Annotated in this window: 18 protein-coding genes, 1 tRNA gene and 1 pseudogene; 12 read left to right on the top strand and 8 right to left on the bottom strand. The window is 70.1% G+C overall.

The genetic code is table 11. The annotated features are described in order from the left end of the window. Window positions 1-96 precede the first annotated feature (96 nt). The 4 genes from pheA to G6045_RS27065 all read left to right on the top strand — a co-directional run bounded on the left by pheA (window position 97) and on the right by G6045_RS27065 (window position 4275). Complete coding sequence (gene pheA, locus G6045_RS27080) at window positions 97-1032, top strand: prephenate dehydratase (RefSeq protein ID WP_165334730.1); 936 nt, start codon at window positions 97-99, stop codon at window positions 1030-1032. 630 nt (window positions 1033-1662) lie between these two features. After that, window positions 1663-2940 carry a serine--tRNA ligase gene (gene serS, locus G6045_RS27075; RefSeq protein ID WP_165334729.1) on the top strand — a complete coding sequence of 426 codons (1278 nt, stop codon included), beginning with the start codon at window positions 1663-1665 and terminating at the stop codon, window positions 2938-2940. Beyond that, window positions 2937-3758 (top strand): HAD family hydrolase, encoded by an 822-nt coding sequence (locus G6045_RS27070; RefSeq protein WP_165334728.1) that lies wholly within the window; start codon window positions 2937-2939, stop codon window positions 3756-3758. Before serS ends, G6045_RS27070 begins: the two co-directional genes overlap by 4 nt. 163 nt (window positions 3759-3921) lie before the next feature. After that, window positions 3922-4275 carry a DUF488 domain-containing protein gene (locus G6045_RS27065; protein ID WP_165334727.1) on the top strand — a complete coding sequence of 118 codons (354 nt, stop codon included), beginning with the start codon at window positions 3922-3924 and terminating at the stop codon, window positions 4273-4275. 8 nt (window positions 4276-4283) lie between these two features. Here G6045_RS27065 and G6045_RS27060 read toward each other — a convergent pair whose 3' ends face one another. Continuing rightward, a complete protein-coding gene (locus G6045_RS27060) occupies window positions 4284-5681 on the bottom strand; it encodes a DEAD/DEAH box helicase (RefSeq protein WP_165334726.1) in 1398 nt (465 codons plus the stop codon). Between the two features lie 439 nt (window positions 5682-6120). On the opposite strand from G6045_RS27060, the gene G6045_RS27055 reads away from it, so the two are divergent. After that, window positions 6121-6208 (top strand) — tRNA-Ser (locus G6045_RS27055). 12 nt (window positions 6209-6220) lie between these two features. Here G6045_RS27055 and G6045_RS27050 read toward each other — a convergent pair. The 6 genes from G6045_RS27050 to G6045_RS42435 all read right to left on the bottom strand — a co-directional run bounded on the left by G6045_RS27050 (window position 6221) and on the right by G6045_RS42435 (window position 11906). Continuing rightward, window positions 6221-6883, bottom strand: a complete 663-nt coding sequence (locus tag G6045_RS27050) for a rhomboid-like protein (protein WP_165334725.1) — start codon at window positions 6881-6883, stop codon at window positions 6221-6223. 41 nt (window positions 6884-6924) lie between these two features. Next, a complete protein-coding gene (locus G6045_RS27045) occupies window positions 6925-7572 on the bottom strand; it encodes an NADPH-dependent F420 reductase (protein WP_328707909.1) in 648 nt (215 codons plus the stop codon). Window positions 7573-7652: 80 nt separating this feature from the next. Beyond that, window positions 7653-8381 (bottom strand): ABC transporter permease, encoded by a 729-nt coding sequence (locus G6045_RS27040; RefSeq protein ID WP_165334723.1) that lies wholly within the window; start codon window positions 8379-8381, stop codon window positions 7653-7655. Between the two features lie 14 nt (window positions 8382-8395). After that, window positions 8396-9307: an ABC transporter ATP-binding protein gene (locus G6045_RS27035; protein WP_165334722.1), complete on the bottom strand. Its 912-nt coding sequence runs from the start codon at window positions 9305-9307 to the stop codon at window positions 8396-8398. Window positions 9308-9348: 41 nt separating this feature from the next. After that, the gene (locus tag G6045_RS27030) at window positions 9349-10266 is read right to left on the bottom strand and encodes an ABC transporter permease (RefSeq protein ID WP_165334721.1); all 918 of its coding nucleotides are present in this window, start codon (window positions 10264-10266) and stop codon (window positions 9349-9351) included. Continuing rightward, on the bottom strand, window positions 10263-11906 hold the full coding sequence (locus tag G6045_RS42435) for an ABC transporter ATP-binding protein (RefSeq protein ID WP_408056370.1): 1644 nt from the start codon (window positions 11904-11906) through the stop codon (window positions 10263-10265). Before G6045_RS42435 ends, G6045_RS27030 begins: the two co-directional genes overlap by 4 nt. 203 nt (window positions 11907-12109) lie before the next feature. On the opposite strand from G6045_RS42435, the gene G6045_RS27020 reads away from it, so the two are divergent. The 5 genes from G6045_RS27020 to G6045_RS27000 all read left to right on the top strand — a co-directional run bounded on the left by G6045_RS27020 (window position 12110) and on the right by G6045_RS27000 (window position 17607). Continuing rightward, on the top strand, window positions 12110-12952 hold the full coding sequence (locus tag G6045_RS27020; RefSeq protein WP_165334720.1) for a M24 family metallopeptidase: 843 nt from the start codon (window positions 12110-12112) through the stop codon (window positions 12950-12952). Between the two features lie 38 nt (window positions 12953-12990). Next, entirely contained in the window at window positions 12991-14781 is a 1791-nt protein-coding gene (locus tag G6045_RS27015; protein WP_165334719.1) for an SDR family oxidoreductase, read from the top strand. Window positions 14782-14798: 17 nt separating this feature from the next. Continuing rightward, window positions 14799-15809, top strand: coding sequence for a metal-dependent hydrolase (locus tag G6045_RS27010; protein ID WP_165334718.1), 1011 nt, complete (start codon window positions 14799-14801; stop codon window positions 15807-15809). Between the two features lie 78 nt (window positions 15810-15887). Continuing rightward, window positions 15888-16844, top strand: coding sequence for a MerR family transcriptional regulator (locus tag G6045_RS27005; protein WP_165334717.1), 957 nt, complete (start codon window positions 15888-15890; stop codon window positions 16842-16844). A 220-nt stretch (window positions 16845-17064) separates the two neighbouring features. Then, window positions 17065-17607: an RNA 2'-phosphotransferase gene (locus G6045_RS27000; RefSeq protein ID WP_165334731.1), complete on the top strand. Its 543-nt coding sequence runs from the start codon at window positions 17065-17067 to the stop codon at window positions 17605-17607. On the opposite strand, the gene G6045_RS26995 is transcribed toward G6045_RS27000, so the two are convergent. After that, window positions 17564-18334, bottom strand: coding sequence for an aquaporin (locus G6045_RS26995; RefSeq protein ID WP_165334716.1), 771 nt, complete (start codon window positions 18332-18334; stop codon window positions 17564-17566). The genes G6045_RS27000 and G6045_RS26995 overlap by 44 nt on opposite strands. 241 nt (window positions 18335-18575) lie before the next feature. Between G6045_RS26995 and G6045_RS26990 the strand changes: the two genes are divergently transcribed. After that, window positions 18576-20441: an HSP90 family protein gene (locus G6045_RS26990; protein ID WP_165334715.1), complete on the top strand. Its 1866-nt coding sequence runs from the start codon at window positions 18576-18578 to the stop codon at window positions 20439-20441. Beyond that, window positions 20438-21564 (top strand): annotated as a pseudogene (locus tag G6045_RS26985) (tetratricopeptide repeat protein); the annotation flags it as partial. The gene G6045_RS26990 and the pseudogene G6045_RS26985, both read left to right, overlap by 4 nt.

Raw genomic sequence — 21564 nt, 5'->3', positions numbered from 1 at the left:
CGGGAAGGGGCGGGGCGGGGGAGAAAAGCCCGCCGCAGGCGCCCCCACCCGAGCCACGGGGCCGCCCTGCCCCTGACGGCCCATTAAGGTGACGGTATGTCGGCGACCCGTTACACGTACCTCGGCCCCGAAGGCACCTTCACGGAGGCCGCCCTGCGCACCCTCCCGGAGGCCGCCACCCGCGAGCTCGTGCCGATGGTCTCGGTGCCGGCGGCGCTCGATGCCGTACGCAGCGGAGAGGCCGCCGCCGCGCTCGTACCGATCGAGAACTCCGTGGAGGGCGGCGTCACCGCCACCCTCGACGAACTCGCCACCGGCGAACCGCTGATGATCTACCGCGAGGTGCTGCTCCCGATCGCCTTCGCGCTGCTCGTACGGCCGGGCACCAAGCTCACCGACATCAAGACCGTGACCGGTCACCCCGTGGCCCAGCCCCAGGTCCGCAACTGGCTGCGGGCCCATCTGCCGGACGCGCTGTGGGAGTCCGCGGCGTCCAACGCGGACGGGGCGCGGCTCGTCCAGGAGGGCCGGTTCGACGCGGCCTTCGCGGGTGAGTTCGCCGCGGCCACGTACGGCCTCGAAGCGCTCGTCACCGACATCCACGACGCCGAGAACGCCGAGACCCGCTTCGTCCTGGTCGGCCGTCCGGCCCGGCCGGCCGCACCGACCGGCGCCGACAAGACCTCCGTGGTCATCTGGCTCGGCGACGACCACCCGGGCGCGCTGCTCGAACTGCTCCAGGAGTTCGCCGTACGCGGGGTCAACCTGATGCTGATCCAGTCCCGCCCGACCGGCGCCGGCATCGGCAACTACTGCTTCGCCGTGGACGCCGAGGGCCATATCTCGGACCGCCGGGTCGGTGAGGCCCTGATGGGGCTCAAGCGGATCTCGCCGAAGGTGCGCTTCCTCGGCTCGTATCCGCGGGCGGGCGTCGCGCCCTCGGAGGTCCGCGCGCTGCGTCCCGGGACGACGGACGCCGCCTTCGTCTCGGCTTCGGACTGGCTGGCGCGGGCGCAGGACGGCCGGGCGTAAGCCCTTACCTCCTGCCCCTTATCCCCCGGTCCTCGTAGCGGTCCGGGCTGCGGATCCCCAGTCCTACCTGCGGATTTTCTCTGTCCACAGAAGTTTTCCACAGGCTGCGTCTCGACCTGGGGACAAGTCGACAACAAACTGCGACAGGGTCGACATATCGGCTCCTGCGCCCCACATCTGTCCACAGCCGGGCATGTCACCCTTCGTCAGCCTGTTTCCATTGATCAACTCCTTGGAGGGAGTTGAATCCACTCGAAAGTGGGTGTACGAGAGGTTTGAACCGGGAATCCTGAGGCGGAATTTCGCGGCTCGGAATGATCACCTCCGAAATCCACAGATCGCCCGCACACCCTGTGGATAACTTTCCGAACCGGTGGATCGCTGTGGACAACCCGTCCCCAAGTCCCGTTCCACACAAGCGAGTCGGGTCAAGGCGATGAACCGGGATTGCCACTTTCCGGGCATGCGTGGAGACTTTTCTTGACGCGCGGTCCCGTCCGATCTCGACGCGCAGTCCCGTCCGAATTCCCCCTATTCCGAATTCCTGCCCAAGCGGAATAAATGGGGCATAACGTGACGCACCGGAATATCAGGTGGGGGGTCCGGAGCCCACACCGGTAGCCTGGACGCGTGATTGACCTTCGCCTGCTCCGTGAGGACCCCGACCGTGTCCGCGCTTCCCAGCGCGCCCGTGGTGAGGACGTCGCGCTCGTCGACTCCCTCATCTCCGCCGATGAACGGCGCAGGTCGTCCGGCGTCCGCTTCGACGAACTCCGCGCCGAGCAGAAGGCGATCGGCAAGCTCGTCTCCAAGGCCTCGCCCGAGGAGCGCGAGGAGCTCCTGAAGAAGACCAAGGAGCTCGCCGCGGCCGTCAAGGCCGCCGACGCCGAGCAGGACGAGGCGAAGGCCGAGACCCAGGAGCTTCTCCAGCGCCTCGGCAACCTCGTGCACCCCGGCGTCCCGGTCGGCGGCGAGGAGGACTTCGTCACCCTGGAGACGCACGGCACGATCCGTGACTTCGGGGCGGAGGGCTTCGAGCCCAAGGACCACCTCGAGCTCGGCACCATCCTCGGCGCGATCGACGTCGAGCGCGGCGCCAAGGTCTCCGGTTCGCGCTTCTACTTCCTCACCGGCGTGGGCGCCCTGCTCGAACTCGCCCTGGTGAACGCCGCCATCGCGCAGGCCACCGCCGCCGGCTTCACGCCGATGCTGGTGCCCGCCCTGGTGCGCCCGCAGTCGATGGCCGGCACCGGCTTCCTCGGCCAGGCCGCCGAGGACGTCTACCACCTGGACAAGGACGACCTGTACCTCGTCGGCACCTCCGAGGTCGCCCTCGCCGCGTACCACATGGACGAGATCATCGAGGCCGACCGGCTGCCGCTGCGGTACGCGGGCTTCTCGCCCTGCTTCCGCCGCGAGGCCGGTTCGCACGGCAAGGACACCCGGGGCATCTTCCGGGTCCACCAGTTCGACAAGGTCGAGATGTTCTCGTACGTCGATCCGGCGGACTCGCAGGCCGAGCACCAGCGGCTCCTGGAGTGGGAGAAGCAGTGGCTGAACTCGCTCGAGCTGCCGTACCGCGTGATCGACGTCGCCACCGGTGACCTCGGTTCGTCCGCGGCCCGCAAGTTCGACTGCGAGGCCTGGATCCCGACCCAGGGCAAGTACCGCGAGCTGACCTCGACCTCGGACTGCACCGAGTTCCAGTCGCGCCGCCTGTCGATCCGTATGCGCGACGGCAAGCAGGTCAAGCCGCTCGCGACGCTGAACGGCACGCTGTGCGCCGTCCCGCGCACCATCGTGGCGATCCTGGAGAACCACCAGCAGAGCGACGGTTCGGTGCGCGTGCCCGAGGTGCTGCGTCCCTACCTCGGCGGCCGTGAGTTCCTGGAGCCGGTCGCCAAGTGAGTTCGGCACAGGGCGCGGGCTTCCCGTACAAGCTGGTCGCGACCGATCTGGACGGCACGCTGCTGCGTGACGACCACACGGTCTCGCAGCGCACCCGCGACGCGCTCGCCGCGTCCGTCGCGGTCGGTGCGGCGCACATCGTCGTCACCGGCCGGGCGGTGCCCTGGACCCGGCACATCCTCGACGACCTCGGATACGAGGGACTCGCGGTGTGCGGGCAGGGCGCGCAGGTCTACCACGCGGGCGAGCACCGGCTGCTCACCTCGGTCACACTCGACCGCCAGCTCGCGGGCCTGGCGCTCGCCAAGATCGAGGCCGAGGTCGGCCCGCTGTCCCTGGCCGCGAGCCGCGACGGTGTGGACGGCGACGTCCTGATCGGCCCGGGCTACCAGGCCCAGGAGGGCCCGCTCCCGTACGTCCCGATCAAGGACGCCTCCGAGCTGTGGTCGGCACCTTTGAACAAGGTGTACGTCCAGCACCCCGACCTCACCGACGACGAGCTGTGGGCCGTGGCGCACCGGGTCGCGGGCGAGCTGGTCGGGGTCACGATGGCCGGCGCGGGCATCGTGGAACTGCTGCCGCTGGGGCTCTCGAAGGCCACGGGGCTCGCGGTGGCGGCCCGCCGCCTGGGCGTGAAGGCCGTCGACACGATCGCCTTCGGCGATATGCCCAACGACGTCCCGATGTTCGGCTGGGCGGCGCACGGCGTCGCGATGGCCAACGCGCACGACGAGCTGAAGGCGGTCGCCGACGAGGTGACGCTGTCCAACGAGGACGACGGCATCGCGGTGGTCCTGGAGCGGTTGCTCGGGGCTTGAGCGGGCGGGTGCTCGGCGCCTGAGCGGACACCGTGTCCCGGACAGACCCCTCCCTCCCGGGGGCCGAGCCCTTCAAAGGCTATCGGCCCGCACTGACAACGCCCGCCCGGCGCCTGAGCACACCCGCCCGGCGCCTGGGCACACCCGGTCGTAGGCTCGGCACATGACGCTTCGCGGCCGCAGGATCTACGAGGACCCCTCATCGTCCGACGGACAGCGGGTTCTGGTGGACCGTCTGTGGCCGCGTGGCCTTGCCAAGGACGCGGCGCACATCGACGTATGGCCCAAGAGCCTGACCCCGTCCACGGAGCTGCGGAAGTGGTACCACGCGGGCTCGGGGTCCTTCGAGGAGTTCTCGCAGCGGTACGAGGCGGAGCTCGCGGAGCCGGAAGCGGCGGCCGCGCTCGGTGAACTGCGCAAGCTGGCGGCTGCCGGACCGGTCACGCTCCTGACCGCGTCGAAGGACATCGACCGCAGTCATGTGGCGGTGCTGCTGCGGGTGTTGGGCTCCAAGTAGCGGCGAGGTCAGCCGCCGCGCCGGACCCGGGCGGCCTTGCGCGCCTCGGCGAGCTGCTGCGCCTCGCGGGACTTGCGGGACTTGCCGCCCTTGCCGCCGGCGCCACCGCCACCGCCAGCACCACCCGTACTGCCGGACGCGCCCTTGCTGGTGCCCATGCCACGGAAGGGCGCGTTCGTGTTCTTGGGGCGGGGAGCGCCGGCGTCGAGCGGACTGCCGGAAGGGGCCTTGGCGCCCGTGATGCGGCTCAGTTCCGCCTCGCCCGAGCGCACCTTGGTGACCGTCGGCTCGATGCCGGCCTCGGCCGTCAGCTCGCTCATCGCGCGGCGCTGGCCGGACAGGACCAGGGTGACGACGCTGCCGGACGCGCCGGCGCGGGCGGTACGGCCCGCGCGGTGCAGATAGTCCTTGGGGTCGGTGGGCGGATCGACGTTGACCACCAGGTCGAGGTCGTCGACGTGCAGACCGCGGGCCGCGACGTTGGTCGCCACCAGGGCGGTGATCCGGCCGGCCCGGAACCCGTCGAGGGTCTTGCTGCGCTCCGGCTGGGACTTGCCGCTGTGCAGGGCCGCGGCGTGCACTCCGTGGGCCCGCAGGTGCTTGGTGAGCAGGTCGACGGAGGCCCTGGTGTCCAGGAACAGCAGGACGCGGCCGTCACGGGAGGCGATCTCCGTGGTGACGGCGTACCGGTCCGGGCCGTGGACGATCAGCACATGGTGGGCCATCGTCGTGACCGCGCCGGCGGACGGGTCGACCGAGTGGACGACGGGGTCGTGCAGGTAGCGGTGGACCAGCTCGTCGACGTCGCGGTCCAAGGTGGCCGAGAACAGCATCCGCTGCCCGTCGGGGTGCACCTGGTCAAGGGCCTCGGTGACCTGCGGCAGGAAGCCCATGTCGCACATCTGGTCGGCCTCGTCGAGGACGGTGATCCGGACCCGGCCCAGGCGGCAGGCCTTGCGCTCGATGAGGTCGTGCAGTCGGCCGGGGGTGGCGACGACGACCTCGGCGCCGTCGCGCAGCGCGGCGATCTGCCGGCCGATGGACAGACCACCGACGACCGCGGCCATCCGCAGCCCGAGCGCTTCGGCGTACGGCGTGAGTGCCGTGGTGACCTGCTGGGCCAGCTCACGGGTGGGCACCATGATCAGGGCGAGAGGCTGCTTCGGCTCCGCGCGCCGGCCTGCTGTCCGTACGAGCAGCGCCAGGCCGAAGGCGAGCGTCTTGCCCGAACCGGTGCGCCCGCGTCCCAGGACATCGCTGCCCGCGAGGGCGCTGGGCAGCGTGGCCGACTGGATCGGGAAGGGCTCGCTCACGCCCTGCTCGGTGAGGGTCCGCAGCACCTCGGCGGGCAGCGCGAGGTCGGCGAAGGAGGTGACCGGGTGGTCCGGGCGGTCCGGGTGGTTCATGTGGGCCTTCCGCGTGGGGAACGTACCGAGGAGGCACGGCGGGAGCGCGCGGCCAATGTCCAACGGTAACCGGGATGCGGATCGCGCGGCGGCTCAGTGCTGTGCGGGGGCTCGGAACCACGGTGGCAGCCATGGCGGCAGGCGCGGCGGCCGTGAGCTTCCAACTGCGCCTGCCCGCCGTACAGATGCGCGATAAATGAGTGGCGCGCCGGCCGGGTGGACGGGCACAGTGGTGATGTCCACAGCGCCTGTTCATGGCGCCCGACTACTGGGAGAGGAGCACGACGATGTCCAGTTCGAGCTCGTCGAGCTCCCGACAGGGCAGTTCACAGCACCCGGCTCCGGAGTAGTTCACCGCGCTCCGTCGCAGCCGCCCTGTGAGCAGCCCGGGGCGGCTTTCTCGTGCGCCGTGCCGCACGGGCCGCCCCTCCCAGCTTTTGGAGGATTGGCCGAGTGGTAAGGCAGCGGCTTGCTAAGCCGTCGTCGGGGCTCGAAACCCCGCGCGCGTTCGATCCGCGCATCCTCCGCGTCTGCCGGACCTATCGCGCGTACTCCGGATGACTCGCCCGCCCCCGCGTCAGCGGCCAGAAGGCGAAGCCGATCGACAGGGCGATCGCGTGGCCCAGGTCCGTGAACGTGGCGTCCGCCAGCAAGGGGATCGCGAAGAAGGCGATGACGCCGGCGCCGTAGAGCCATTTCCAGCGGCCGGGCAGCAGATACGTGAGGATGCCGGCCGAGGCCGCGAGCCCGTACGAGACGCCGATGTCCACGACGTGGATCAGGTGGCGCGGGGCGTCGTGGTGCTGGATCTGCAGGAGGACCAGCTTCTGGCTGATGAGCGTCGCCGCGATATGCGCCGTGGCGACGACGACCACCCAGCGCAGGGTCCCGACCGCCCGCTCCACCCGTGCGTGGATCAGCTCGAAGAGCACCACGTACAGGGGAAGCGAGGCGGGGTTCTCGATCCAGAAGGCGCTGAGCAGCAGGGCCTGCACCGGGTGCTCGTTGAGCTGGACGAGATTGCTGCTGTTGCGGTGCAGCAGATACATCTGGAGCTCGTCCGAGGCGAGGACGCTCACCGCACTCGTACAGAAGATGACAAGCAGCCATACGTGCGTGCCGGGTGCGGAGCGCACCCAGCTCCGCACGGGCCGGGACGGTTCGGGTGACCGCTCCGGTGCCGGGGCGCTGTCCTCAGTCACCCCTTGATCATCGCCTGCGGCGGATCAGGACGCGCGCCGCGTCAGGCGCTCGGGGTGACCAGCGAGAAGTTGAAGACGTGGCCGCCGACCGCCCCGGCCACGGCCACGAACATCAGGGCCATGTGCTCCTGGGCGCGGGCGGACGAGATCCCGCCGAGGTCGAGCTGGTGCTCGGGCGCCCAGCCGAGGTCCGCGAGGAGCGCGCCCACGGTGGCCTTCGCGGCCGGGTCCTCGCCGGAGAGGAAGATCGTGGTCGGGGTGGGCAGGGTCTTCAGCGGGTCGGCCATGATCGCGCTGTCGACCGTGCAGAGGGTCTTCACGACGCGGGTGCCCGGCAGCGCGGCTTGGAGCTGCTCGGCGAGCGACTTGTCCAGGTGGATCAGGTCCATCTCGGGCGTGAGGTCGATGCTGATGTCGATGAGCACCTTGCCGTCTAGGTGCCCGGCGAGTGCGGGGAGCGTGGTGAGGGGCGCGCCCGAGCCGAGCGCGTCGACCACGACCTCGCCGTGGGCGGCCGCCTCTTCCTGGGTGACGACACGTTGGCCGAGGTCCTTGTGGGAGTCGGGGTCGCGGGAGCCGAGGACGACGTCGTGTCCCGCCGCCGCCAGACCGGCCGCAACCGCCTTGCCCACATTGCCTGTTCCGAGGATTCCGATTCGCATGGCAGTGACGTTACGAGGGCGGGCCACGCAAAGGATCAGGCGACGGAACGGCTCCGGGACCTACGTAAGTCGTAGGTCCCGGAGCCGAGTTGAGGGATGCGGAAGGACTAGTCATCCCCCGCCAGCGTCAGCGTGCGCAGCTTCTGACCGGCGTACCAGGTGGCCAGGCCCGTGACCGCGGCGAGCAGGATGACCGCGGCCGGCAGGCCCACGTCGGACTTCACCAGGTCGCTGCCCGCGACCTTCTCGGCGAGGGCCAGCGCCCACTGCTGGACGCTCAGGGTGCGGGCGCCCGCGACGAGGGAGCCGAAGAGGGTCTCCCAGACCAGGGCGTAGACCAGGCCGAAGACCACGGCGTGCTTGGTGATGGTGCCGAGCAGGAGGAAGAGGGCCGCGTACGCGATCGAGGCGACGAGCGCCGCGATGGTGTACGCGACGGCCACCTGCTGGCCGTTGCCGTTGAGGATCATGCCCGCGATGAACGTGGGGATGGCCGAGAAGGCCATGGTCACGCCGATCGCGACGATCAGCTTGGTGAAGATGATCGTGGGGCGCTTGACCGGCTTGGAGAGCAGATAGACGACCGAGCCGTCGTCGATCTCCGGGCCGATCGCTCCCGTGCCGGCGATGACGCCGATCAGCGGGACCATCGTGGCGAGTGCGAAGCCGCCGAGGACGTCGGCGGCGACCTGGTCGTCCGCGCCGGTGAGCGCACGTACCGCGACCGAGATCGCGATGAGCAGGACCGGCAGCGAGAACAGGATGAGCGCGCGCCTGCGGCCGAGGAGGGCCCGGTAGGTGAGCCGGGCGACTGTGGGGTCATACGCAAGAGACATGGTCGTAGCTCCCTTCAGGCCGTGACGAGGTAGGAGAAGACGGATTCGAGCGACTCGTCGGACGGCGAGACGGTCAGGAGCCGGATGCCCTGGTCGCGGGCGACGCGGGGCAGGAGCTCGGTGAAGCGGCCGAAGTCGACGGCCTGGACGAGCAGCGCGCCCTCGGTGAGGTCGACTTCGATGCCCGCGGTGGACGGGTCCGCGATCAGGGCGGCCGCGAGCTTGCGGTCGTCGCTGGAGCGGACGGTGTAGCGGTGCGGGCGGTCCGTCATGAGGCGGCGGATCCGGCGGAAGTCGCCGCTGGCCGCGTGCCGGCCGGCCACGATCACCTCGATGTGCGAGGCGAGTTGCTCGACCTCTTCGAGGATGTGGGAGGAGAACAGGACCGTACGGCCCTCGTTGCCCATCCGGCGAAGGAGGTCCATCAGGTGCATGCGCTGGCGCGGGTCCATGCCGTTGAACGGCTCGTCGAGCAGGAGCACCGACGGGTCGTGGACCAGGGCGGATGCCATCTTCACGCGCTGGCGCATGCCTTTGGAGTACGTGGAGATCTTGCGGTCCTGCGCGTACTCCATCTCGACCGTCGCGAGGGCCAGTTGGGCGGCCTTCTTGCCGAGGCCGTGCAACTCGGCGTTGGCGACGACGAATTCGCGGCCGGTGAGGAAGTCGTACATCGCCTCGCGTTCGGGGACGAGGCCGATCTCCTTGTAGATCTCCTCGTTCTTCCAGATCGGTCGGCCGTCGAGCGTGACGCTGCCGGTGGAGGGCGACAGGAAGCCGCCCATCATGTTGATCAGGGTGGACTTGCCGGCGCCGTTCGGGCCGAGCAGGCCGGTGACGCCCGGGCCGATGGTCATCGTGACGTCGTTGACGGCGACGACATTGCCGAACCAGCGGCTGGTGTGGTCGATTTCGATGGTGGCCATTGCTCAGCGCCCGGCCTTTCGGTATTCGATGCTGGCCATGGTCAGAGCCCGGCCTTTCGGTAGCGGCGCATCAGGGCTCCGTACGAGCCGGCGATCAGCGCGAAGACGACCAGGAGGTAGACGACGCCGAGTCCGGCGCCCGGTCCGTGCTCGCCCGGGAAGGCGGAGGTCGCACCGAGGAAGGCGGTCTGCACACCGTCGATCAGGGTGATCGGCGAGAACAGGCCCAGCCACTCGACCGCGTCCCACGAGCCCTGCGCGTCGGCGATGGCCTGGACGGTGGAGACGGCCCCGTACGAGATCGTCAGTACGGCGATCACGGCGGCGACGCCGAAACCGCGGCGCGGGGTGAGGGCGGCCATCACCAGGCCGATCCCCGCGAAGAGCAGCGAGAGCAGCAGCACGGAGACCATCCCCTGGGCGAATCCCTTGGTCTGGGTCGTGAAGTCCATCTTGGCGAGCAGCGAGCCCACGTAGAGGACGATCACCGGCGCCCCGGTGAGGATGAGCAGCGCGGTGGCCATGGCGGCGAACTTCGCGACCACGTAGTCGACGCGTTCGATGGGGCGCGAGAAGTACAGCGGCACGGTCTTGAAGCGCAGGTCGCGCGAGACCGACTGCGGTGCCTGGGCGGCCAGATAGAGGCCGATGATCGCCTGCGTGATGATCGCGTAGCGGGTGTACTCGATCGGCAGCTTGGTCGCGTTGGTCGCGACGGCGACCGCCACGATGATCGCGGCCGGTACGCACATCACGGCGAACAGGATCATCGGCGTGACCTTGGACTTCGCGCTGCGCCCGAGGCCGTACGCGCCGCGCAGGGACTGCGAGTAGAGCGAGCGGCGGGCGTACGCGCGGCCGAGGCGCTGTCCGTCGTACTTGCGGTAGCCGATGTTGTGGATCTGGGTCTGCGCGCTCTGCGCCGGGGTGCTGGGGCTCATCGGGCTGGGGGTACTCATCGGGCTTCCACCTCCGCGGGCTCGCCGATCCGGGCCTGCGCGGGGCCGTCCTTGAACACCTCGGAGATGTGGTGCCTGCGCTGTTCCATCCGGACGAGGCCGAGGCCGAGTTCGGCGACGGTGTCCCGTACGAGGTCGTAGGTGTCCTCGCCGGTCGCTTCGAGAAGCAGGATGTGGCCGGCGCCGGGCAGGCCCTCCTCCGTCGTGGTCTGGAGGGTGACCCCGCGGGCGGCGAGCGCTTCGCGTACCGCCTTGGTGCCGTCCGGGTGCGTGTCGGTGTCGGTCACCTCGACCGCGAGGGTGCCCATCGTCTGCGTGTAGTCGCTGGTGGAGCTGGAGCGGAGCAGCTTGCCGCCGTCGATGACGACGACGTGGTCGCAGGTGCGCTCCAGCTCGCCGAGGAGGTGGCTCGTCACCAGGACGGAGATGCCGAAGTCCGTGTGGACGCGGCGGATCAGGCCGAGCATCTCGTCGCGGCCGACGGGGTCGAGGCCGTTGGTGGGCTCGTCGAGGAAGACCAGGTCGGGGTCGTGGACGAGCGCCTGGGCCAGCTTGACCCGCTGCTTCATACCGGTCGAGTAGCCGCCGATGGGGCGGTAGCGCTCCTCGTACAGGCCGACGTGGCGAAGGGTGTCGGCCGTGCGCTCGCGCGCCGCGGCCGGCGGCAGTCCCGACATCCGGGCCATGTGGACGACGAACTCGGTGGCCGAGACGTCCGGCGGCAGGCAGTCGTGCTCGGGCATGTACCCGACCCGCTCGCGGATCTCGCCCCCCTTGGTCGCGACGTCCAGACCGAGCACGGCGGCTTGGCCCTCGGTGGCGGGGGACAGACCAAGAAGAATCTTGATCAACGTGGACTTGCCGGCTCCGTTGGCACCGACGAGTCCGGTCACACCCGGGCCGATGTCCATGGAGAGCCGGTCAAGAGCGGTCACCCTGGGGAACCGCTTGCTCAGGCTTTCGGTCGCGATCACAGTCACATTCCGAAGGTAGTGGCGCGGGTCACCTCCGGCGTCAGACCCTGCTCCTGTCTCCGTATCCGACTTGGGGTGTACGGGCCCGTAGGGGTCCGACTTTGGGTAGGGGCCGGTCCGACCCCGGGTAGGGGCCGTTTCGCTCCGGGCCTTGCCGTCCTCTGTCACCTCGAGGGGCAGCACAGGGATCCCGTCGATCTCGGTGGGCTCACCCTTCTTGTACGTGGTCCCCGGGGCGTCCTTCGTGTTCTCCAGGCTGAAGCCCTGGAAGCGCTTGGCCGCCTCGGGACCCTGCTGCCGCGTGAGGGACTTCTCGTCTCCGCGCATGTAGATGCCCCGCTCACCGACCCTGACGTCCATGGTGCCGGTGTCCCCCACGTCGTAGGTGATCGAGCAGCCGTTCTCCAGGTCCGACCGCGCGACGACACCCGGTGCGGCCTCGGCCGGCAGCGCCGGGGTGTAGACCCGCTGGAAGGACTGCAGGTCGGCCATCGTCTCGCGGGAGCGCTGCATCACCTCCGCGCCGGAGAGCTTCTCAATGCCGTTGGGCGCGCCGACGGGCGCCGCCGCGTCCCCGCCGGCCTGTTCCGTACCGCAGGAAGCGAGCAGGAGACCCGCGAATACCGCTGCGGAGCAGGAGAGACGGGCGAGACGGCGCGTGTGCATAGCAGGAACTTATCCAGCCCCTACGTGGGGCACAGGTGCCCAAATGCCCGGCTGTCACGGGCCATTGGGCCCTGCCCGGCGAGTTATCCACAGCCCGTGCACACCCCTTGACGTCGCCGCCGGACATTGTCACATTCATCAGTGTCAAGTTACGGACACGTAGAGCACGCGAATGCACGACCGGACGGACGGGGCGGGGTGGCATGGGCTCAGTGGTTGAACTCGACGGGCGGCTCAGGGGGTTCAAGGAGGTGCAGGCGCTCGCGTACGAGTGCGCCGAGGCGGTCGCCGCCCAGCTCACCCCCGGTGTGACCGAGCGCGAGGCCGCCCGGATGCAGCGGGTGTGGCTGCGGGAGCGCGGGGTGCGGGACTGGTTCCATCTGCCCTTCGCGTGGTTCGGGGACCGCACGGCCTTCACGGGCTTCAGGATCCCGTTGCAGTTCTTCCCGACCAACCGCGCGCTCGAGCCGGGGATGCCGTACATCCTCGACATGGCTCCTGTCCTCAACGGCTATACGGCGGACATCGGTTACTCCGGCTGCCTCGGCCCGAACCCGCTGCACGACAAGCTGCTCGACGACCTCGAAGCCCACCGGGAGCTGATTCTGCGCGAGGTGCGCGAACGGCGCCCGCTGCGCGAGATCTACGAGGACGTGGAGCGCCTGATGCGGCAGCAGGGATACGCGAACCGGCATCGCGCCTACCCGTTCGGGGTGATCGCGCACAAGGTGGACCAGGTCAAGGAGCGGCGGTTCAACCCGCATCTCTTCGGCTTCGGCACCCAGTCCCTCAAGGGCCTCGCGAGCGATGCGCTGCACGGGCACCGGGACGGCTGGTCGCCGCTGTGGTCGCCCTACAAGTTCTCCGATCACCCGCCGCAGCCGGGGCTCTGGGCGGTCGAACCGCATCTCGGATTCCGGGGCACGGGCGCGAAGTTCGAGGAGCTCCTCGTCGTGACGGATTCCAGGGACCCGGTCGAGAGCGCGTTCTGGCTGGACGACGAGCTGCCGCACGTACAGCGGTGGGGGCGGGAGAAGGCGGCGTGAGCACGAGCGATGGACGCGGGAAGACCGGGAGCCAACTCATGAGCGGGAGTGGACTGTTGAAGGGTGCACGCGAGCGCTGGGTGCGGACCGGGGGCGTGGAGCTGTGCGTCGCCGAGCTGGGCGAGCCGGACCGGCCGACCGTGTTCCTGGTGCACGGATACCCGGACTCCAAGGAGGTCTGGTCGGAGGTCGCGGTGCGGCTTGCGGAGCAGTTCCATGTGGTGCTCTACGACGTACGGGGCCATGGCAGGTCCACGGCACCGACCCCGCTGCGCGGCGGCTTCACGCTGGAGAAGCTGACCGATGACTTCCTGGCCGTCGCCGACGCGGTGAGCCCGGACGAGCCGGTGCATCTGGTGGGGCACGACTGGGGCTCGGTCCAGTCCTGGGAGTTCGCGACGGTGGAGCGTACGCAGGGCAGGGTGGCGTCCTTCACCTCGATATCCGGTCCGTCGCTCGACCACTTCGGGCACTGGATCAAGAAGCGGATGACCCGTCCGACCCCGCGCAAGGTCGGCCAGCTCCTCGGCCAGGGCGCCAAGTCCTGGTACGTGTACATGCTGCACACCCCCGTCCTGCCGGAGCTCGCCTGGCGCGGGCCGCTCGGCAAGCAGTGGCCGCGGCTGCTCGCGCGGGTGGAGAAGGTGCCGGCCGGCGACTACCCCACGCCTTCGCTGCCGAGCGACGCCGCCCACGGCGCGTGGCTCTACCGGGACAACGTACGGGCGAGGCTGAGCCGGCCGCGGGCCGACGCCCGTGCGCACGCACCGGTGCAGCTGATCACGCCGACCGGGGACATGTTCCTGTCGCCGAAGCTCTACGACGATCTCGAGCAGTGGGTGCCGCGGCTGACGCGCAGGACGGTGGCGGCCAAGCACTGGGTGCCGCGGACCCGTCCGGATCAACTCGCCGCGTGGATCGGCGAGTTCGTGACGTCGGTGGAGACCCCCGCGCGGACGGCGGCCGCCGTGCCCGTCAAGCGGACCAAGCGCGCCCACGCCTACGCCGAGCGGTTCGCCGGCCAGCTCGTCCTGGTCACGGGCGCGGCGAGCGGGATCGGGCGGGCCACGGCGTTCGCGTTCGCGGAGGCCGGGGCGCGCGTGGTCGCGGTGGACCGCAATGGTGAAGGGGCCGCTCGTACGGCGGAGTTGGCGGGTCTGATCGGCGCGCCCGAGGCCTGGGGCGAGCAGCTCGATGTCTCCGACGAGGCGGCCATGGAGAAGCTGGCCGTGAAGGTCGCCGCCGAGTACGGGATCGTCGACGTCCTGGTCAACAATGCGGGGATCGGTCTGTCCGGCTCGTTCTTCGCCACCACGAGCGAGGACTGGAAGAAGGTACTCGACGTCAATCTGTGGGGCGTGATCCACGGCTGCCGGATCTTCGGCGGGCAGATGGCCGAGCGCGGACAGGGCGGCCATATCGTCAACACCGCGTCCGCGGCGGCGTATCAGCCCTCGAAGGCGCTGCCCGCGTACTCGACGTCGAAGGCCGCGGTCCTGATGCTCAGCGAGTGCCTGCGTGCCGAACTGGCAGGGCAGGGCATCGGCGTCTCCGCGATCTGCCCCGGCTTCGTGAACACCGACATCACCGCGACCGCCCGCTTCGCCGGGGTCGACGCCGCCGAGGAGAAGCGCCGGCAGAAGCGCACCTCGCGACTGTACGGGCTGCGCAACTACCCGCCGGAGAAGGTCGCCGACGCCATCCTGAACGCGGTGCTCACCAACCAGGCGGTGGTGCCCGTGACCCCGGAGGCGCGCGGCGCCCATCTGCTGTCCCGCTTCACACCCAAGGCGCTGCGGGCGATCGCACGTTTGGAGCCGCCGGTATGAGCGAGGGGGAGGCCGGTATGAGCGCGGGGGAAGGCCACTACGCGGTCGAGGGGGAAGGCCACTACGCGATCGTGCCGCGCCGGGTCTCCTTCGACTGGGAGTCCACCCCGCTGCACTGGATACCGGACGAGCCGACGGCCACCCATGTCATCAATGTGCTGCACCTGCTGCTTCCGGCGGGCGAGCGCTGGTTCGTGAAGGTGTTCAAGGAGGCGCTCCCGCTGGTCGGGGACCCGGTGCTCCTGAAGGACGTCAAGGGCTTCATGGGCCAGGAGGCGACGCACAGCGTGCAGCACGCGCACGTGCTCGACCACCTCGCGGCCAACGGCCTTCGGACGGAGCCGTACACGCGCTATGTGGATCTGCTCTTCGACCGGCTGCTGGGCGAGCGCCCCCCGCTGGGCGCACCGATAGGGGCCCAGGAGTGGCTGCGTTTCCGCCTGGCGGTCATCGCGGCGATCGAGCAGTTCACCGCGGTCCTGGGCAACTGGGTGCTGGACGCGGACGGCCTTGACGAGGCGGGTTCGGATCCGGTGATGCTCGATCTGCTGCGCTGGCACGGCGCGGAGGAGGTCGAGCACCGCTCGGTCGCCTTCGACATGTACCAGCACTGCGGCGGCGAAGGACTGCCCCGCTATACGCGGCGCATCGCCGGCATGGCGGTGACCGCGCCGGTGATGCTCTACCTGTGGGTATGGGGCGCCGCGTATCTCCTGCGCCACGATCCCTCTCCGACCTCTCCGACCTCTTCGACCTCTCCGACCTCTTCGGGCAGGGCCGCCGGTGGGCCGTGGCGACACCCCCTGCTCGGCGGCCGGCTCAGGTATTCGCTGCGGGAGCACAACCGGGCCGTACGCAAAGGGCTGCTGCCCACCTGGAAGGAGATCGGCTCGGCCGTACCCCGCTATCTGCGGCGGACGTACCATCCCTCGCAGGAGGGCTCACTGCGCACAGCGGTGGAGTATCTGGCCGCATCCCCTGCGGCGCGCGTCGCGGCGGGGGCGATCGGGCGGTCGGCCATCGCATGAGGGGCACGCCGGTGAGCGCGCCGGTGAGCATGCCGGTGAGCGCGCCGGGTGCGCGGCGCTGAGGAGAGGGCGGGGAGCGTGGCGGAGCAGACGTCGGGCGCGGGGCACCGGGCCGAGTACCGGATCGAGGACCTCGCCCACCACAGCGGCGCCACGGTCCGTACCATCCGCGCCTACCAGGACCGCGGCCTGCTTCCCCGCCCCGAGCGCAGGGGCCGGTCCAATGTGTACGGGGACGCCCATCTCGCCCGGCTGCGGCAGATAGCCGATCTCCTGGACCGCGGCTACACCCTGGCGTCGATCAAGGAACTCCTCGAGGCCTGGGACTCCGGCCGCGGCCTCGGCGGGGTGCTCGGCCTGGTGGCCGAGGTCGACGGCCCCTGGACGGACGAGAAGGCCGACCGGATCACCCGCGCCGAGCTCGACCTGAAGTTCGGCGGAGAACCGGATGAGGCGGCGGTCGAGGAAGCGGTCGAACTCGGCGTACTGGAAAGGATTCCGGGCCGGGAGGACGAGTTCCTCGTGCCGAGTCCTCAAGAGCTGGCCGTGGCGGCCGAATTGCACGCGGCAGGGGTGCCGCTGCACGCGATCGCCGGGCATCTGCGGGAGTTGCGGGTCCAGGTCGAGCACATAGCGTCCCGTTTCCTGGAGTTCACGACCGAGCATGTCTTCCAGCGCTACCTCGAACAACAGCCGCCGACGGACGCGGACGCGGCCGAGGCCGCCGCACTCGTCCGCAGACTCCGGCCGCTCGCCCAGCACACCGTGGACGCCGAACTCGCGCGCGCCATGCGTACGTTCGCGACCCGTTATCTGCAGCAGCATCTGGGCGCCGCGCCGGCGCCCACGCACCCTTCCGCGGACGTTCCGGTGGCCCTTCCGGTGCACACGATCGATCTGGTACGAGGGCTGGTTGGCGCCGACAGCATGTCGATCTTCATCGCGACGGCGGCCGAACGCGAGGTGCACGCACGGACCTTGGACGCATTGGCCGCAAAGCGGAATGAATCAGTGCCAGTTGACCAAGTGCCTTGAGTCAGCCGCGAGTTATCCACATAATCCTCAATCAGCCTGTGGATAACCCGGGTTGCCTGTGGATCATGCCTAACTCCCGTTAAATTTCGGGGAATTAAGAGCCACCTCGTAGCCACCTGAATCTGGACTGAGGGAAATCAGGATGCGCGATCCGGAGGCCGCCCGGCATTCTGGGGCGATGACTGACAGAACACCCGACGAGATCCACGAGATCGCGGGGATCGACGAGAGGCGGACCGTACGCGTCTCCAAGTACCTCTCCAAGCACCTGCGCCACCAGCCGGAGCGGATCGGCCTCACCCTCGACGCCAACGGCTGGGTCGAGATCGACACCCTGATCGCCGCGGCGGCCGCGCACGGATTCGTGTTCAGCCGGGCCGAGCTGGAGCATGTGGTCGCGCACAACGACAAGAAGCGGTTCGCGGTCGACGGCCGCCGGATCCGCGCCAGCCAGGGCCATACGGTCCAGGTCGACCTGGACCTGCCGCCCGCCACACCGCCGCCGTACCTCTATCACGGCACCGTCGCCCGCAATCTGGACGCGATCCGCACGCACGGCCTGAGCGCGATGGCCCGCCATGACGTGCATCTCTCGGCCGACCGCGAAACCGCCACGCGCGTCGGCGCCCGCCGCGGCCGCCCCGTGATCCTCTCCGTGGACGCGGGCGCGATGCACCGCGACGGCCATGTCTTCAAGGTCAGCGCGAACGGGGTGTGGCTCACCGCATCCGTACCGCCGCAGTATCTGCGCTTTCCGGGCTGACCCGACGGTCCTGGCCAGGACCGGAGCCTGAGGCGTCCCGTCCAACCGGCTTCCCGTAAAGGACCGCTGCCAGGGCCAGACCCATGGCGCCACCGGCCAGTTGGGCCGCGATGAAGCCCGGCAGCGAACCGGGGGAGATCCCGGTGAACGAGTCGGTGAACGCGCGCCCGACCGTCGCCGCCGGATTGGCGAACGAGCCGGACGACGTGAACCAGATCGCCGCGGCGATATACGCGGCCACCGCGACCGGCGCGAGCTGCGTACGCCCGATCCGGGTGAGCCCGCAGATCAACAGCACCAGACCCGCGGTGGCGACGACCTCACCCAGCAGCAGCCGGTCCCCGATCCGCTCCTGCGTCGACCAGACGACCTCAGCGCGCCCGAACATCGCCTCCGCGAGCAGCGCACCGGCGACCGCACCCACCGTCTGCGCCGCGACATACGCGAGCGCTTCGCGCGTACCCGGGCCGCTGCCGTCGCGCCGGCCGAGCCACCAGGCCGACAGCGTCACCACCGGATTGAGCTGTCCGCCCGAGACCGGCCCGAACAGCGCGATGAGCAGCCCGAGTCCGATCGCCGAGGCCAGGGAGTTGGCGAGAAGCTGGACCGCGGTGTCCTCCGTAAGCCGGGCGGCCTGCAGTCCGGAACCGACGACGACGGCCACCAGGGCCGCGGTGCCGATGAGTTCGGCCGCGGCCTTGCGGACCGGCGAAGCGCTGCTGTGCACGGGACTCCCCTCTTCTGTTCGCCGGGGGTCGACTCGCTGCCCGATTCATTGCGAGATGAGCACCCCCGTCACCACATCGCGGAAAATGTATTCCGTAGATTGGAATTTCAACAGAGGGTGGGGGAAAAATTGCCGAGCTCGATGTCAGTGCCTGGCTCTACGCTTCACCCGTCTTCGCGATCTGTGAGGGGGGGCCTCGCGGTCGCCATCCGTCCGTGCGCACACGCGAGGTGACTCACCCATGACGTCCGCCGAGACCGGCAGCCCGCCGACCTCCCCGCACACCTTCCAGGTCGATCTGCGCGGCCTGGTCGACCTGCTCTCCCACCACCTGTACTCGAGCCCTCGGGTCTACGTACGGGAGCTGCTGCAGAACGCGGTGGACGCCGTGACCGCCCGCCGGGCCGTGGACGGTGACGCACCGCAGCGGATCCAACTGACCGCGAGCGGCGGCCGGGTGGCGATGGAGGACAGCGGCATCGGTCTGACCGAGGCCGAGGTGCACACCCTGCTCGCCACGATCGGGCGCAGCTCCAAGCGCGGCGGAGCCGAAGGTCTGGAGAGCGCGCGGCAGGAGTTCCTCGGGCAGTTCGGGATCGGGCTGCTCGCCTGCTTCGTGGTCGCGCGCCGGATCCGGGTGGTCACCCGGTCCGCACGTTCCCCCGAGGCGCCGCCCGTCGAGTGGCTGGCCTCGGACGACGGCTCGTACACCGTGCGCGTCCTGCCCGACGAGGCCCGCACCGAGCCCGGCACCACGGTGTACCTGGAGCCGCGGCGGGGCGCCGAGGAGTGGACCGCCCCGGCCCGTGTGGAGGAACTGGCCCGGGACTTCGGTGCGTTGCTCCCGTACGACATCGTCTTCAGCGACGGCTCGACGCGGCGGCAGATCACCGAACTGCCGGCCGTCTGGGACCGCGGCTTCCCGTCACCGGCGGCCCGCCGCGTCGCGCTCGCCGGGCACTGCACCAGGACCTTCGGCTTCACACCGCTCGACTCCATCGACCTCGATCTGCCGGTCGCGGGCGTCCGCGGGGTCGCGTACGTCCTGCCGGAGCCGACCAGCCCCGCACATCGCGCCGGTCACCGCGTGCACCTGAAGGGCATGCTGCTCACGGACCGCGCGGACAATCTGCTGCCGGACTGGGCCTTCTTCGTACGCGCCGTGCTCGACACCGACACCCTGCGCCCGACCGCCTCACGCGAGAACCTCTACGACGACGAGACCCTCGAAGCCGTACGGGAAGCGCTCGGCGGCCGCGTACGGGAGTGGCTGGCCGGGCTCGCCGTCGGCGACCCGCAGCGTCTGTCCGCCTTCCTCCAGGTGCACCACCTGGGCGTGAAGTCCCTGGCGCGGCACGATCCCGAGCTGCTCGAACTCATGCTGCCCTGGCTGCCGTTCGAGACCAGCGACGGCACCGCGAACCTGGCCGAGTTCACGGCGGCGCACCCGCAGATCCACTTCACGCGCACCGTCGAGGAGTTCCGCCAGATCGCCCCGATCGCGGCGGCGCACGGCCTCGGCGTGATCAATGCTGGCTATACGTACGACGCCGAGCTGCTCGCCCTGCTGCCCGGGATCCGGCCGGGCGTGAGCGTCACCGAACTGGACGCGGGCGCCGTCACCGACCGCCTCGACACGGTCGAGGTCTCCACCGAGCTGGCCCTCGCCCCGTTCCTGGCGACGGCGCGGGCCCGACTGGACGCGCTCGACTGCGATGTGGCGCTGCGCGCCTTCCAGCCGGTGGCCGTGCCGGCGCTGTTCCTCGACGACCGGCAGGCGCGCCATGAGCGCGACCGGGCGAGCGCCCAGGAGGGCGCGCAGGCGAGCGGCGATGCGCTGTGGAGCAGCATCCTCGGCTCGCTGCGCGGCTCGGCGCCGCGCGCCCGGCTCGTCCTGAACCACAACAATGCGCTGATCAGGCGGATTTCGGCGCTCCCGGACGCGGAGCTGACCGGCATGGCGATCGAGTCGCTGTACGGCCAGGCCCTGCTGATGTCGCAGCGCCCGCTGCGGCCCGCCGATACGACGCTGCTCAACCGGTCGTTCCTGGGGCTCCTGGAGTGGGCGACCCACGGCATCACCGAGAACGGGGAGGACGGGAAGTGAGCCTCACCGACCCGCAGGAGATCCAGCAGGCGATTTACCACAACAGCAGCAATCCGTACGGGCCGGCGCGCTCCGCCCGTGCCGAGGAGCTGTGCGCCGCGGCCGAGCGTTCGGGCGACGCGGGGCTGCTGCGGCAGGCCCTGTCCGCGCTCGTCGACGCGTACACCTGGAGCTCGGAGCGCACCAAGGCGCTTGTTCCGTTCGCGCGGCTGCTTCAGGAGTACGACCGGGATCCGGGCGCCTTCGACCGGTGGGGGACCCACAGTCTGTTCTGGTCCTTCAAGTGGGTGACCGGCGACATCATCGATGTGCCCGAGGTGTCGATCCCCGATGTCGAGCACTGGTTCGCGGACATGGAGCGCCGCTACCGCCTCGCCGGCCACAGCGAACGGGCCGTGCGGCAGTGCGAGTTCTACCTCGCGGAGTCGACCGGCGACCTCGAGCGAGCCGACCGTGCGGTGGCAGCCTGGACGGCGGCCGAGCGCGACGCGATGAGCAACTGCCACGCCTGCGAGCTGGGGACCCAGGGGCGCTACTGGGCCGCCCGCGGCGAGGACGAGAAGGCGCTCGAGGTCTGGCGGCCGGTGACCGACGGCGGCAAGTCCTGCAAGGAGGAGCCGCACCGCGTCCTCGCGCACACCCTGCTTCCCCTGCTCCGCCTGGGACGTTTCCGCGAGGCGCGCACGCACCACCTCAAGGGCTACCACCTTGTACGGGGCGACGACAGCCTGCTGCGCAGCGTCGGGCAGCACATCGAGTTCTGCGCCCTGACCGGCAACGAGGCACGCGGTCTCGAGATCCTGGCCGAACACGCGGCCCAGCTCGGCCCGCTCGCGGACGTGGACGCCCAACTGTCCCTGAACGGCGGCGTTCTGGTGCTGCTGCGGCGGTTGAAGGAGCTGGGGCACGGCGATCTGGAGACGGTCCGGTACGCGGGAGCCCCACGCACGGCGGCCGAGCTGTACGAGCTGCTGTACGCCCAGGCCAGGGAGATCGCCGGACGTTTCGACCTGCGCAACGGGAACGCGCACATCTCCGGCCGCTTCGAGGAACGGATCGCCCGCGAGCCGCTGGTGGATACGTTGCCTTTGGGGGTGCGGGGGCTGCGGTTGAGGGCGGGCTC

Origin of the sequence: Streptomyces mesophilus, from assembly GCF_011044995.1 — a bacterium.
GTDB lineage: Bacteria > Actinomycetota > Actinomycetes > Streptomycetales > Streptomycetaceae > Streptomyces > Streptomyces mesophilus.
This window is presented reverse-complemented; position numbering and strand designations above follow the sequence as displayed.